The sequence below is a fragment of the Shewanella mangrovisoli genome (assembly GCF_019457635.1).
Taxonomy (GTDB): domain Bacteria; phylum Pseudomonadota; class Gammaproteobacteria; order Enterobacterales; family Shewanellaceae; genus Shewanella; species Shewanella mangrovisoli.
This window is the reverse complement of sequence record NZ_CP080412.1, coordinates 2,316,326-2,331,301: the sequence shown is the minus strand read 5'-3', so window position 1 is coordinate 2,331,301 and position 14,976 is coordinate 2,316,326. Positions and strand designations below refer to the sequence as shown.

Annotated in this window: 12 protein-coding genes; 9 read left to right on the top strand and 3 right to left on the bottom strand. The window is 47.4% G+C overall.

Features of this window, described 5'->3' with window-relative positions; genetic code table 11:
• The first annotated feature begins 7 nt into the window (after window positions 1-7).
• From K0H60_RS10200 to K0H60_RS10165, 8 genes are all read left to right on the top strand, one after another.
• Window positions 8-1,420 carry a GumC domain-containing protein gene (locus K0H60_RS10200; RefSeq protein ID WP_220058081.1) on the top strand — a complete coding sequence of 471 codons (1,413 nt, stop codon included), beginning with the start codon at window positions 8-10 and terminating at the stop codon, window positions 1,418-1,420.
• Entirely contained in the window at window positions 1,375-2,709 is a 1,335-nt protein-coding gene (locus K0H60_RS10195; protein ID WP_258405813.1) for an O-antigen ligase family protein, read from the top strand. Before K0H60_RS10200 ends, K0H60_RS10195 begins: the two co-directional genes overlap by 46 nt.
• Before the next feature lie 217 nt (window positions 2,710-2,926).
• A complete protein-coding gene (locus K0H60_RS10190; protein WP_220058080.1) occupies window positions 2,927-4,255 on the top strand; it encodes an oligosaccharide flippase family protein in 1,329 nt (442 codons plus the stop codon).
• A complete protein-coding gene (locus K0H60_RS10185) occupies window positions 4,252-5,307 on the top strand; it encodes a glycosyltransferase family 2 protein (protein WP_220058079.1) in 1,056 nt (351 codons plus the stop codon). Before K0H60_RS10190 ends, K0H60_RS10185 begins: the two co-directional genes overlap by 4 nt.
• 392 nt (window positions 5,308-5,699) lie before the next feature.
• Window positions 5,700-7,649, top strand: coding sequence for an exopolysaccharide biosynthesis polyprenyl glycosylphosphotransferase (locus K0H60_RS10180; RefSeq protein WP_220058078.1), 1,950 nt, complete (start codon window positions 5,700-5,702; stop codon window positions 7,647-7,649).
• Window positions 7,650-7,659: 10 nt separating this feature from the next.
• Window positions 7,660-9,153 carry a sugar phosphate nucleotidyltransferase gene (locus K0H60_RS10175; protein ID WP_220058077.1) on the top strand — a complete coding sequence of 498 codons (1,494 nt, stop codon included), beginning with the start codon at window positions 7,660-7,662 and terminating at the stop codon, window positions 9,151-9,153.
• Window positions 9,150-9,578: an adenylyltransferase/cytidyltransferase family protein gene (locus K0H60_RS10170; RefSeq protein ID WP_220058076.1), complete on the top strand. Its 429-nt coding sequence runs from the start codon at window positions 9,150-9,152 to the stop codon at window positions 9,576-9,578. The genes K0H60_RS10175 and K0H60_RS10170 overlap by 4 nt, the downstream gene beginning before the upstream one ends.
• Before the next feature lie 50 nt (window positions 9,579-9,628).
• On the top strand, window positions 9,629-10,969 hold the full coding sequence (locus K0H60_RS10165; RefSeq protein WP_220058075.1) for a CDP-glycerol glycerophosphotransferase family protein: 1,341 nt from the start codon (window positions 9,629-9,631) through the stop codon (window positions 10,967-10,969).
• Between the two features lie 61 nt (window positions 10,970-11,030).
• On the opposite strand, the gene K0H60_RS10160 is transcribed toward K0H60_RS10165, so the two are convergent.
• The gene (locus K0H60_RS10160; protein ID WP_220058074.1) at window positions 11,031-11,468 is read right to left on the bottom strand and encodes a hypothetical protein; all 438 of its coding nucleotides are present in this window, start codon (window positions 11,466-11,468) and stop codon (window positions 11,031-11,033) included.
• A gap of 337 nt (window positions 11,469-11,805) precedes the next feature.
• Here K0H60_RS10160 and eco point away from each other — a divergent pair, with 337 nt between their 5' ends.
• A complete protein-coding gene (gene eco, locus K0H60_RS10155) occupies window positions 11,806-12,357 on the top strand; it encodes a serine protease inhibitor ecotin (RefSeq protein WP_220058073.1) in 552 nt (183 codons plus the stop codon).
• A gap of 83 nt (window positions 12,358-12,440) precedes the next feature.
• Here eco and K0H60_RS10150 read toward each other — a convergent pair whose 3' ends face one another.
• Together K0H60_RS10150 and K0H60_RS10145 are read right to left on the bottom strand one after the other, a co-directional pair.
• Window positions 12,441-14,417, bottom strand: a complete 1,977-nt coding sequence (locus K0H60_RS10150; RefSeq protein ID WP_220058072.1) for a RecQ family ATP-dependent DNA helicase — start codon at window positions 14,415-14,417, stop codon at window positions 12,441-12,443.
• 82 nt (window positions 14,418-14,499) lie between these two features.
• On the bottom strand, window positions 14,500-14,826 hold the full coding sequence (locus tag K0H60_RS10145) for a hypothetical protein (protein ID WP_220058071.1): 327 nt from the start codon (window positions 14,824-14,826) through the stop codon (window positions 14,500-14,502).
• Window positions 14,827-14,976 lie beyond the last annotated feature (150 nt).

Here is a 14,976-nt window from a genome sequence, read left to right as displayed (position 1 = left end):
ATTGATCATGAAAGCATCTCAGGAAGGCTACCCTCTACTGTGGTTAAAGCGTGCGCTGGTCAATGGCAGCAGCCTGCCCGCCCCCGCCCGCCGTAAGTTATATCTAAAGACAGTGTTATCGGCATTAGCGGTGATTTGGCTGATCACAGGTCTTGTCATCGTTATCACTCCAACCCGTTACACCTGCAAATGGGTGTTGATTTTACCCGGTGCGGGCGCAGGCGCCGTCGTGAGTTTGGATAGCCTAGGTCAAGCCAGCAGTTCGAGCAGTTCTCCATATCTGAGTTCTGCCATCGATCCGCGGGAAAACTACAAGGCCATCGCCCTAAGCGACAAGCTATTAAGCGATGCCGCAGCGCAATTAGACCTTAAGGCCTCAGCGCTGGGCACGCCTAAGTTAAAGCTCCCCAGCCAAACAGGGCTGATGGAATTCAGCATCAGCGCCAACAGCGCCGAACTTGCCGAGCAAAAGGCATGGGCACACTATCGCACTCTGCAGGGCACACTCTCACACCTGAGAATCGATGAAATCCATATCCGTGAAAACGGCGTCAGAATGGGACTGGAGAGCTTTGCCGATAAAGTGCATCAGAGTCAGGCTAATATTGTCGCCTTCCAATCTAAGACTGGGCTGGTCTCGTTGGATCAATTTAAGGAAGTGGCGGTCACCATTGAGCATTTACGCCAAAGCCAAGTCAATCTTACCGCTAAACTCAATGGCGGCCTTGCCAGCCAGCAACTGCTGGAGGCCGATTTATCCCTGACGGCAACCCAATCCACTGACTTGCTCAAGCTGAAAAACGATCAGCTGTTCCAACAACTCTTACTCAAATATACCGAATCGACCGCGCTACTTGTGGGCCTTAATGGTCATTATGGCGAGCAACATCCACAAGTGCTGAGCGCCAAGACAGAGCAAAAAACCATGTTGGATGCATTGCATAGCCGCTGCCAAAAATTGTTGGCGCGCTGCGATCCAAAGTTGATGTTGGTCCTCTCCGTCGATGATATCGATGGCCGCGCCGCGCTGATGCAAAAACTGATTAATATCACCACAGAAAACGAAGGCTTATCCCATGAACTGGCGTCCTTGAGCACCCAGATTGATGAATGGGAAACCCGGCTTAAACACAGTAATGACGATGCCGCTAAGCTTGAGGATTTACACCGCGACCATCAACTTGCCACCGCAGTGTTTACTTCCGCGATTGCTAAAATTGATGTGGGTAAGGCCGACATCTTCTCCGCTTACCCGTTATTACAGCTGTTTGCAGCCCCGACTCGCCCCGAAAAGCCTGACAAGCTGGGCTTGATTCTAACCTTAGTGGGTGGCATTGCCGCCTCGATGATGGTCATTGTCGGATTGAGCATACTATGGATACGCAAACCTATACTCCAGAAAATTCTGACGAACGACTAGTCTGGTTCGCCATTACGGGCACTTACTTTTTTTGGTTCTTAGGTGCCATGTATTTGATTGCGCCAGTGATCGGTTGGATCTTAGTGCTGCGAATGCTCGGCAGATTGCTGTTTTACGCCGAAGGATGCCGGATATCGTTACCGATAGTAAGTTGGATATTTGCCATGTTGTTGATGCTACTGGCATTAGTCATAGGCCATCTGGTAGAGCATTTAGGCATAGCCCAACTGATTAAATCCTCCATTGGTTGGGCTAAGGGCTGGGCGCTGCTGGCGGTATTTCCACTGATTGGCGGTCTGCACATTCGGCCACAGCTGATTTACCGCGCCTGCTGCGTGGTTGGCAAACATACCTTGATATTGTTTCCGCTGTTTGTACTCGCTTGGCTGCTTCACTTGCCGACAACCTTGTATGTCTCTCCCTTAAGTATTGTCGGCGGACCTGGGCCTGAGTTTTTCGCCGTTAGTCTGTATGAAATCGACCCTGGCAGCGGCATGCCAAGATGGCGCCTATTTACCCCTTGGGCTCCTGCACTTGGCATGGTGGGCAACTTTTATTTTCTATTTGCCCTGCAGGAGACCAATAAGCGTTATCGCTTCTATGGCTTAGCTGGCAGTATCTTGATGGTGCTTATCTCCCAATCCAGACTCGCCATCCTCTGCTGTCTCGCTCTCGTCTGTTATTTCAACTTTATTCGCTATGCCAAATCCCCTTGGCTGTACTTATTGGTGAGTCCGGTATTTTTATTGGCGGGTATTTTTGGCGAGTCGGTACTGTCTAGCATCGAAGCCAGTATTCACAGTGTAAAAGCCGCCAGAGCCGATTCGACTCGGGTGCGTGAGGCCCTCGGCCAAATTGCCCTCGAGCGCTGGGCAAACGAGGCGATTGTCTGGGGCCATGGCATTGTCGAGCGCGGCCCCCATATGGTGGAGTATATGCCGATTGGCTCGCACCATACTTGGTACGGTCTATTGTTTGTGAAGGGAATCGTTGGCGCCTTCGCGCTGGCGGTAGCCTTGTTTGTCAGCGTGTTATCTCTACTGCCTAGTTTGATGCAGTCCAGACTGTCGGCGGTTGGAATGGCGGTACTGATGATTTTGCTGCTTTACACCTTTGGCGAAAATTTAGAGATCCTCGCCTATCTCTTCTGGCCAGGGTTAATCGTGCTAGGGATTGCCCACAATCAGGCAAAGCAAGTGGCAAGTCTTCGCCATAAGAGCTTATTACAGCAACCATCACTACAACCATCACAGCAATCATCAGAAACCACTCAACCAAGTGCTGACTGAGCTCCCTTCGTTAGTTTTTTCCTCGTCCTTTCAATACACACGGCCGTTGCAACTTGATTTGCATTTTGCAATCGGCCGCAAATCAAACCGCCGCCCTAATATGCATTTACATTATAAATAATCTAACAATATGTTTTTAAATGGAAAAGTAAACCGAGAAAAGCTGGCATAGAAACTGAATAGTCAACATAGGCACTCTTAACTAATAGGTGTTGTGATGAGCAAGTGGGCATGGATACAAACCCTTAAGAACAACCAAGGTATTCGCCAATTGGTTAGCAGCATACTGTGGTTAGGCTCAGCCCAAGTCGGCGGTCGTATAGTGCGTCTTGGTTGCAGCATTATCTTAGCCCGTTTACTCACCCCCGAGGTCTTTGGCCAAATCGCGATCATTCTGACCAGTTTTGAAATAGTCAGCATTTTTATTCGCAGGATCACCTCGGCATCGCTGATCAAAATGGACGATAACACCTTTGCTTCTCATCTCGCCAGCGCCAATCTGATCAACATTTTTGTATGTGTACTGTCTTTTGTTGCCTTGAGCTTACTCAGTGGCCTGTTAGCGATTTACTATCAAGATGCACAGATAGTGAAGCCTATGATACTCATGGCAACAAGCTATTTGCTCCTCCCCTTTGGCATGCTGCATGCCGCCGCCAACCTACGCCAAAATAAGATGCGTATCGTCGCCAAGGCCAACCTGTGGCAGACGGTGGCCGACAGTGTGCTCACCGCTATCTTAGCGTTATGCGGTATGGGGATCTGGGGGATTATTCTACCTAAAGTGCTGGTGGTGTTGATTTGGGTAGCCGTGCATCGGCAGCATTCTGGCATCCAAAATATTCACACAGCCCCATTCGCGCGTTCTTTCTCCCAGATAAACTTAACTCAATGTAAATCACTATTTCGCTTTGGCACTCAGGTGGCGCTTGGGGATCTTTGCCTCGCCCTAAGACAAAATATTGATTATTTATTAGTGGGTTATTTTTTAGGTGTCGAGGCGCTTGGGATCTATTTTTTTGCGGTCAATACCAGCCTTGGCATTAGCTTAGGGTTAATTCAAAGCTTTGGTACCGCTTTTTACTCTCATCTTTGCCAGAGTGATGGTGAATATGCGCTGCTTAAATACCGCCACGGCCTGCTGAGTATCATGCTAGTGACTTTACCTATCATAGGCTTACAAAGCGCGCTCGCCCCTTGGTATTTACCCTTGGTGTATGGCCAACATTGGCTTGAAGCTGGCGCGCTGCCGGTCTTTATTCTGCTCTGTTTGAGTGGTTTAACGCGTCCCTTGGGTGAAGCCGCGAGTCAACTACTGATCTCCTGCGAGCTGAGTAAGCTGAACTTAGTCTCAAATGTCGGCTTTATTGGCCTATTGGCGTTGAGTATCAGCCTAGGCACCCTGTGGGGGCTGAAAGGCGTCGCCATGGGCATCTTCCTCTGTTACCTGATTTGTATGCCGCTATTTGCCTACTTTGTGATGAAACCCATAGCACTCAAATTGAGTTTACCCACCTTATCCCCTTCATTAGGAGGTTCATTATGATCCCTACCGTCTCTGTGGTGATGCCGGTCTATAATGTGGAAGCTTTTGTCTCAAAAGCGATTTCCTCTGTATTAGCTCAAAGTTTTACGGATTTTGAGCTCATCATAGTCAATGACTGCGCCACCGATAATAGCCTCGCCCGCTGTAAACAATTTTGCGACAGCCGCATTCGTATCGTGCAGCATGCCGTGAATAAGGGCTTAGCCGCCGCACGTAATACTGGTATACGCCATGCGATTGGTCGCTATGTGGCCTTTATCGATTCGGACGACCTCTGGCATCCGGATAAGTTAAAGCTGCATGTGGATCATCTGCAAAAATCGCCCAAGGTGGGGATCAGCTTCTCGCGTTCAAGCTTTATCGATTACCGGGGCAACCCGATCAATTTTTACCAAATGCCGCAACTTACCGACATAGATGCTGGCCATTTGCTGTGCCGCAATCCGGTGGGCAATGGTTCAGCGCCGGTGATCCGCCGCGAAACCTTAAATGATATTCGCTTCCAAGCGCTGAACCACAGCGAGCATTACACTTGTTACTTCGATGAACAATTTCGCCAATCGGAGGATATTGAGTGTTGGTTTCGCATTGTGGCGACAACCGAGTGGCAAATGGAGGGGATCCCCGAGCCATTAACTTACTACCGCTTAAATCACGGCGGCCTTTCAGCGAATTTAGTGAAACAGTTGGCATCCTGGGAGCAAATGGTCACTAAGGCACGCCGTTATGCCCCTAAGATCCTGTTAAAGCATGAAAATGCTGCCAGAGCCTATCAGCTTCGCTACTTAGCCAGGCAAGCCATTCGCCTAGGCGATGGTCGTATGGCGAAAAACTTAGTCAATCAAGCGCTGCTGACTTCACCACAGATCTTATTCAAGGAAACCAATCGCACCCTTACCACGCTGATTGCGGCCTATTTGCAATGGTTAATGCCCCGAGGTTTATACCAAATGTGCGAAACCCTTGGGCAAAAGTACCTAGGTTATCGCCAACGTATGCAAATCAAACGTGATGGTGTGACGGCAAGCTTACTCACCACCCAATTAAAATAAGTCAAATAGACGCGACAGCAAACGTTGCATATTCATCGTTTACAGATTCAAGGCGGCTACCTCAGCCGCCTTGCTTTTATCGAAGGTTAGTCTCTATTACATTGCGCTCGTTCTGCCACGTTATTTGCGAGCGTTTGAGATTGAGATTGTTAAGACAGTAACAGCGCCTGAGATCGCCACACCCTAGCCTAACTTCCATCTCAAACGGATTTGCAGCTTGCAAAGCAAACTGCAAAAAACCACTTAATCCATAAAGATAAAATTCCTTAGCGATTGTTTTTAAATGATTTATCAATCTGGCCTGCATTATGCTTTGTGACTCTTGCCAAGCGCATCTATAAGCCGTTATCAAGCGTCCCTCTTGGCATCAAGCAAATTGCATGGAGGTCATGATGAATACTCAGAACTCGACTCAAGTACGCTGGTCTATTCGATTATTCGATAGCGCCGTTGCGGTGCTGGCCTTATTGCTCTGCTCACCTTTTATTCTTGTGGTTTATCTTTACCGCAAGTCACAGGGACAAAAGGTGTTCGAACGGGTGTATGTGCATGGTGGCCGTAATCAAATTGGCCTGTGGCAATTTACCTATCAAGGCAAAGGATATCGTCTCCCCCAACTGTTTAATTTACTCAAAGGAGATATCGGCCTATTAGGTGTTGAAGCCCAATTTGCCTTCACGCCTTTAGTCGATTTACCTAAAGCTAATCGTATTGCTCGAGTGGGTATATTTTCCATCAGTGCTATGCAGCGCCGGATGGGGATTGACTTTGAATCCAGCGAGCAAAGCTTAAGCATCGCCTATTCGAGCTTAAGCCGTTACTTTTTCGCGCTGCTAAGCGCTATTTTGAATAGCCTTTTGACCTCTGCTTCACGCTCGCACACTAACCAAGTCACGATTTTTGACGTGACTATGCGTAACCTCAGCATGACAGGCATGCTCGACATGCTAGTACAACAAGCACAACATCCTAAACACCACTTAACCCCATTTGCCTTTGTGAATGCCGACTGCTTAAACAAAGCCTATTGCGATCCCCAGTACCATCAGATTTTGAATCAATGTGAAGCCATTTTTGCCGATGGGATTGGTGTACGTATGGCTTGCCGGTGGCAAGGCGTGGATCTTAAAGGCAATTTAAATGGCACAGATATGTTGCCACTCTTATGTGAGCGCCTGATTAAGACCAATCTGTCGCTCTATCTTTTGGGCGGCGCGCCAGAAGTTGCCCACCAAGCCGCCGAACAGCTTCAGTATCGTTTCCCACAATTAAAGATTGCAGGCACCCACCATGGTTATTTCCATGAGGCCGATACCAAGCAAGTGATTAAAAAGATTAATCAATCTGGCGCTGCCGTGCTGTTGGTGGCCATGGGCGCCCCTAAACAAGAGCTTTGGCTTAATCAGTATCAAGCAAAACTTACTCCTGCGGTCGGTATTGGTGTGGGCGGATTGTTCGACTTTTACTCCAACCGTATTAGCCGCGCGCCACTTTGGTTAAGGCAAATCGGTATGGAGTGGATCTGGCGCTTAATGCAAGAGCCCAAGAGAATGTGGCGCCGCTACATTATCGGTAATCCCCTGTTTTTATATCGGGTATACAAAGAACTGCGTGCTAACGCCAGCCTTAATACGAAGACTCAAGCTGACGTACAACAAACACCCGTTACGCCCCAATTTCCTAACTTAAGTGACTCAGGTTCACTGAAACGCTGCAAACGCATCCGCTTGCAGCTGCTATTGAACCGCATCGTTAAACGTTGCCTCGATATCTTAGTCGCGGCCATCGCCATGCTGTTGTTATCGCCTCTACTGTTGATCGCCGCACTGCTTATTCGATTGGAATCCCCTGGCGCCGTGCTGTTTTGCCAGCAGCGCGTCGGCAAGTGGAATCAACCTTTTACCATGTGGAAATTCCGTTCCATGTATCAAGATGCCGAGGCGCGACTGGCCAGCTTACAACAGGCGAACGAAATGCAAGGCGGCGTCCTATTTAAAATGAAACAGGACCCCAGGATCACCCGTGTCGGTCAATTTATCCGTAAAACCTCCATCGATGAGCTGCCACAGTTATGGAATGTTTTAAAGGGCGAGATGTCACTGGTTGGCCCGCGCCCCGCGCTGCCACGAGAAGTCGCGCAATATAGCCCAAGCGATCGCCGCCGCTTAGAAGTTAAACCCGGCATTACCTGCATCTGGCAAGTATCGGGTCGCTCCGACATTCCCTTTGACCGTCAGGTCGAGTTGGATGTGGATTATATCTACCAACAATCCTTAATGGCGGATCTGTACTTGCTTATCAAGACCATACCCGCCGTGATTTTCAGCCGTGGTGCCTACTAAGGGGGTTACTATGCAAGCCATTATTTTCGCCAATCGCCATGGACACGAACTGGCACCGCTGGATAAACAATACTGCCCAGCATTACTCCCCATGGGAAACCGTGCCCTGATTGAATACACCCTAGAAGATGTCGCCAATGCCGGGATTGTTGAGGTAAAACTGATTATCTCAAGCCATGCCAAAGAACTCGAAGCGCATCTTGGCGATGGTAGCCGTTGGGGAGTGAAGATTGATTACTTCCTCAGCAGAGAACAAGAGTCTGTCAATTGCGTGATGTCACGACTAAAACTGGATTTCGAACAAGACTATCTTGTTGTGAGGGGCGATATGCTGCGATCCCCCTGCATTAAACGCTTTATCGATTACAGTCTAAAGCGACCTTTACACTTAGTGTTACCCATAATGGCCGACTGCAATCCTGGCATGCTGTTATTGCCCAGCGCCTGTAACCATCTGTATCTCCTCGATTGGCCCTTAGAACGAGATCCAACGGTTACCAATGCCATGATGGAACCGCTACCAGGGCAGTGCGCCATGTTGGACTCCTTCGAATCCTATCTTAATGCCAATTTAGCCATCGGCGATGGCAGCTTTACTGGAATCTCTCCTTCTGGTCGCCCCACTCCCAGTGGTCGCAATGCCAAGTTTTTTCACCTAGGGGCTAAGGCACAAACGGGCAAATTGGACCAACATACCGCCTGGGGCGCGATTGGTGAGCAAACCTGGATAGCCCCCGATGTAGATATGCACGAGCAACTGATAATTGGCGATCAATGTGTTATCGAGAAAAACTGTCGTTTGAGTAACAGCGTGATCCTGACCAATAGTTTTGTCGGTGAAGGACTGAATGTCGATAACTGTATTATCAGCAAAAATCTACTGATTAATGTCGGATTTAACACCGCCATCGAAGTTGATGACCCTAGGCTTATCGCCTCAACCGAGCAGAATTTACACGCCCATGTACCTTGGTCAAGTCGTCTTATTGCCTTGATATTGCTAGGCTTAAGTTTGTCCTTTTGGCCATTACTCTGGCTGTGGAGCTTATGCCATTCATCAACTCTAGGCCAGTCTAGACCAGCGCTGAGTATTGCGTATCAGCCCATTAAGCTGTGGCGCGTTAATTTGCCGCCATCAGGCATGGGATTAGCGCTGCTACCACAGCTCTATCAAGTATGTTTGGGGCGATTATTCCTGTTAGGCGGTCAATCCCCTGAGATGCATTCAGCATCCGCGGTTAGCGAAGCTACGCCACTATATGGTGTTTACGGCCCGCTGCAACTGCTTGGCGCCGAACTGCCAGAGGAAGAACAAGGGCTGATTGAGCAGGAGTTTCTTAGTAAGCCTAAGGCATCGCAATGCTATCAAGTGGTCAAACTGTGCTTTCAATTAGTTTCAAAATCAGTGGCTTCAACAGGCTCTGCCACGCCAAAACAGCCCAGCACAAATCAACTTAGTACAAGCCAGCCAGATATCGCCAATGAATGGGGGAACGGACAATGAAAACCATCATCACTTATGGCACATACGACTTATTCCACTATGGTCATGTGAGGCTGTTTCAGCGCTTAAAAGCCATGGGCGATAAGCTGATCGTCGGCGTATCGACCGATGAGTTTAATGCGCTTAAGGGCAAAGCAGCCTTTTTCAACTATCAACAGCGCGCCGAAATGGTGGCCGCCTGTAAGTACGTCGATTTAGTGATCCCCGAGACGCACTGGCAGCAAAAACCTCAGGATATTGTGGCGTTAGATGTCGACATCTTCGGCATGGGCGACGACTGGCAAGGCAAATTTGATTACCTCGGCACCCTTTGTCAGGTGATTTACTTAGGCCGCACCGAAGCGATTTCGACGACGGAAATCAAAACCAATCTGGCTATGCCACACACTAAGATGGCGCTAGCGATTCCCCAATTGATTAAGTAAGGCCGAGATTGAAGGAAATCATCGAAATCAAAGGGTAAGTGAGGGATATCATGGGCACAAATCTAGCATTAGCCTTACTGAAGAAATGCATTTTCACCCTCTCTTGGTTGATGCCAAGAAACGCTAACAAGGCGGTATTAGGTTGCTACAAGAACCGTTTTGCCGACAATAGCAAATACCTGTTTTTGCATTGGCAGCAGACGCACTTTATGCAAACCATTTGGATAAGCGGCGATAAAGCCCTTATCCATACTCTCAAGCAACAAGGCTATACTGCCCATTCGCGCTGGAGCCTGCTGGGCATTTACCATGCGCTCACGGCCAAATACTATGTATACAACAGTTATATTGGCGATATTAATCAGTGGTTTGCAGCGGGTGCGGTTCGCATTAACCTCTGGCATGGTTCGCCGCTTAAAAAAATCGAGTTCGATATCACCACAGGCCCGTTAGCCCCCAAGTATCAAACCCAGTCCCTTTTGCAAGCTGGACTCAAGGCGCTGCGTTATCATCAGGAATATGTCCGTCCGAGTTTGATGCTAAGCCCAAGCCCATTGGTCGGTCAGTGCTTCAAAGCTGCCTTTCGTTTAAACGACGATTCGCTGCTACCAAGTACTAATCCGCGCACCGATTACTATCTGCGTTACCCGGAGCAGCGCCAAACGCTACCCTTAAAGGCGGATGGGACGGCCTATCGCCGAGTCATTCTCTATGCGCCTTCTTGGCGGGATGCTCTATGGCAAAACAGTCAAAAATTAACTCCACATTTAACGAGAGGTAATAACGATTCGCCCTACCAAGCGGCTTTTGACTGGCAAACCTTGTCCCAACATTTAGTCGATACAGATTCTTTATTACTGTTACGCCTGCATCCCAATGAACGCCACTACGCAGCACAGTTTTGTGCCAATCCCAATGTGCTTGATATCAGCGAATGGGATGATGTTTACGGGATTTTGCATCGTGTCGACCTGCTGATCACCGATTACTCGTCGTTATTCATCGATGTACTGCCACTTGAGATCCCTGTTCTCTTTTACCGTTTCGACCATGAGCAGTATCTCAATCAGAGCCGCGATTGCTACGATATAGGTCAAGACCCGCTCACTATTGGCCAGGTCGCCTATCAATTCGATCACTTATTAACATTGCTGCTGGAGATGAGTCAGCTTAACGCCAAACCGCAGCCAAATAAGGCTTACAAACAATTACAGTGTTTATATTGGTCGCAGAACGCTAGCTGTTTATCAGCGGATAACTTAGCGACAGATGCTATATCTGTGGATGAAAGGCATGATGACAGTTTTGCACGCTTAGAGCAGCACCTGCGCCAAGGGCAAACTCAGTCGTTTAAGTTTACCTTTGGCACTGATATCAAGCCTCGGATATGAAAGTTAGATATAAAAGCTCTGATATAAATAAATCCGCCATCGGACCTTGGTATAAAGCCATTTATAAGAAGGTGTCTTTAAACCAATCCCAGATTCCAAGTGAGGTTTCGGGTAATAAATCGATACCGAGCGCCGATTTCAGCAGATATAACAGCAAGAGGCCGAACAAGGTACACAGCAAGATAAAGGCAATAAAGAACAGGCTAAACATCACCAAGGAGAAGCGTTTTTCTCGGCGGGTATAAGCGCGTCGGTTTTTGCCTAAAAGAAATACATAATAAAAGCGCCATTTAATAAAAGGCAGCGCAAACGTACCTCGGTTATCAATAAAGTGTTTACCCCAAGTTCTGTCCCCCAAGGCAACACGTATCCCCATTAATTGTTCTTTTGTATAACTGTCGGCAATCTGTGGTGGTAATTTGGCCAATAACTTGAGAATGGTCGGATCCTGTTTAATCTTATCTAGCGTTTCTTGATCCCATGGCTCAAATTCATTCATGCCCTATTTCAACCCGATATTTATTATTTCTGAACAGATTATAGTCAACAAATTAAGCCATTTAGAGATATTACCATCAATCATTCGGTGGATATTCCCGCGCTATTCAGCTCAGGTTAACCGCGGCGCGGGTATCATAGCGCCAGAAATTCACGCAGAGTTTAAGTTTTAAAAGCTATTATTTTCATGACGTTGTAGGAAAGTCCGATCTTTTTTGAAAAAATTTTCAAAAAGATTAACCCTTTTTTGCAGCTACTACGTTTACAAAGATAAGAATACAGCAAATGATGGTACAACCATCTGTGCTATGCCTTATCAACATCACTAGGAGACTATTATGAAATTGACTCACCTATTTAACACTGCGGCACTTCCCCTTGCCTTTGCATTATTGTCTTTTAATGCCGCAGCAGTGAGCCCACCACATCCAACGGGATTAAATGCACCTATGATCAATGTCGCGAGTTTCAACCATAAAAATTATGCCGAGCAAGAAGCCACTAAAATGTTTCCGGCACCTGAGGCGGGTATGGTGCAACATATTTTGACCTTACCAAAGCTTGAGAATGAAGACGACTACATGGTTGAAATCCAAATTGGCCAAACCCAATTAGTCGACTGTAATAAGCATGGTCTGAACGGCGAGTTAAAAGAACTCTCGGTTAAAGGCTGGGGTTATAGCTATTATCAAGTATCAGAAGTCTCTGAAGGTCCAAGCACTATGATGTCCTGTTTAGATATGGCGAAAAAAGAAGCTTTTGTCCGCATTCCAGGTGAACTTAAAATGCGTTACAACAGCCGTTTGCCTAAGGTATTTTATCTACCGGAAGGCACAGAGCTACGCTTTAGAACCTGGAAAGTCGATTCAACGTATCACTACGCTAAATAAACTCGCATCAATATAAGTTGTTTATTTAATTGTATTACTACGGTGATATAAAGGGCATATCTCACTAGATATGCCCTTTTTTATCAGCAAGCTTCGTCGGCTAACTGCACTAATTTGGCTTTAATCTCGGCATATCTAAGGTGTTCGCAGCGACCAAAACCCGATAATTTCCGTACTTGTAGGCGAGTAAACAACGGTAGTGTCATGCCAGCCAAAAACCGACAACGAGTATCTAGGGATAATGAAGCTAAACCTTTCGATTCCGCCACTCGCTCTAGTTCATGTAAATCGGCCTTAAGCTGAGCATCATCAGGCCACTTTGGCACTTCGGAATACGCCAATTTAGCCATTTGGCCACGGCATACACTGCAATGACCACAGGATTGAGGCGCGGCGTTATCATCAAAGTAGCGGGCCAAATTGTAATTTAAGCAAGTCGTTAGCTCAAAAAAACGCACTAACTGGGCAATACGGGCGACTTCTTTCGCCTCTTTGTCGGTAAAGTATTGATGGAGCTCGTTGGCTAAATGCCCCTGCGTTAACACCTCAGCATCCACTTGATAGACATCCGTCACCCGCTTGGCTTCCAATTCGATAAGCTGTTGACTGGCAAGATATTCTAATGCCGCTAATACCCGAGTACGTTCCGCACCTGTGGCTTGGTAGAGCGCCGAAAAATCTAAACTGCCCCATACCCGCTTCATCTGAGTATGGGTAAAAATGTCATTTAAAAATGCCTGACGCTCTGGGGAAAACTGACTCAAGATCTGCGCCTGTGGCTCAATAAAACGGTAACTGATATCGGCGTAATATGCATAAAGCGGTTTAATCACGCCCAGCATTTCAAGCTGAACCAGCAAGGTTTTAAGGGGGAGTTGTCTGATATTACTCACATTTGACAGTTGATGAAGTTGCAGCTCCCAACGTCCATTGTGGGTTTCTTCGCGAATGTTATTAATCACGGCTGCAATACTGGCCAGTTCCGGCGTATCGCCGTAAACAAAATTTTCGACCGTGTTAATGCCATCTAAATTGGCCAAGGTCACGCAGTGGGAGAGTTGACCATCCCTTCCTGCACGGCCGATTTCTTGGCAATAATTCTCAATGGATTTAGGCAGATCGTAGTGGACCACAAAGCGAATATTGCTTTTATCTATGCCCATTCCAAAGGCAATGGTCGCAACCACGATGCGGATCTTACCTTGCATAAAATCCTGCTGAATTAGCTGACGTTTTTCATCCTCAAACCCCGCATGATAGGCACTCGCATCAAAACCCATTTGGCAAAGTTTTGCCGCAACATCTTCCGCAGTATGCTGCAAAGTCACATACACAATCCCCGCGCCAGTAAAGTGATTAAGCTGTTGTTGCAGCGCCGCCAGTTTGTGTTGGCTTGCCACAGGCAAGACGGTCAAGTCGAGGTTTGAACGATAAAAGCCTGTTTGAACAATATGTTGTGGCTTGATATCGAAGCGTGCCGCCATATCCAGTTTCACTTTACGTGTCGCCGTAGCCGTGAGTAACAGCACCAATGGAATCGCTAATTCGCGGCGATAATCGGGAAGCTTTAAATAGTCGGGGCGAAAATTATGTCCCCATTCCGAGATACAGTGTGCTTCGTCGACAACCAACATAGAGATAGGAATGGATTGAATAAATTGCCTAAAGCGCTCATTTTTAAAACGTTCAACCGACACCATCAGGAGTTTTAACTCGCCAGAGCGAGCATCACGCATCACCTGTTGGGTCAATTCAGGCGTTAAGGTTGAATCGATACTTGCCGCTTTAATGCCCTTCTCATGTAGAAAACTCAGTTGATCTTTGATCAATGCCAGTAGAGGTGACACTACTAAGGTTAAATGGGGAAGTTGCAGCGCGGTAAATTGGTAACAGAGTGATTTTCCTGAGCCGGTGGGAAAAATAGCAAGGCTCGAATGGCCCGACAACAGTTGCGAGACAACCTCCTGCTGCCCTTGCCTAAATCCATCAAAACCAAACTGTTGCTGTAATAATGACGCATAATCAGTGGCATTAGCTGACGGCGTTATTGAATAAGACATAAACAAATCCTTATGCCACCACAAGGGTGGAGGCGACCACGCAAACTGATGAATGTGTGAATGAATGCGAGTAAGCGTGTCGCTATGATTTTCTGGCTAAATATAAATTGATAAAGGCGGTGAGTTTGTCGTTGAAGGCTTCTTCAAAGGCATCAACATTTTGACCTAAGGTATTGAAATACTGTGTTACTTGCGCGCGAGACAGGCTTTTATTGGCGACACTGTATTCCATTTCAGGCAGCGTTTTATCGTACCTGGGCACAAGCGTCCAAGTCACCACATCGGCGGCGAAGTGCTTCATCGCTTGCTGCGCTAAGGCACAAAAAGCTTCAATATGCTCACGCCCATCGGGCCCCAAACACCCGGGTTCGACGCGGCAAAGGACGGCAACCGTTCTATGCTGTGACATGCTGTTTCCCTGTATAAAACGCATCAAAAATAGATAGTTACTTAAGAGTTGGCGAAAGCGAATAAGTCATCTTTGCGCTTAAGCTCCCTCTCTTTGAGTGTATGTGACACGCGTAAGAAGTCACATACGCTAAGGTTAAAAATCATATAT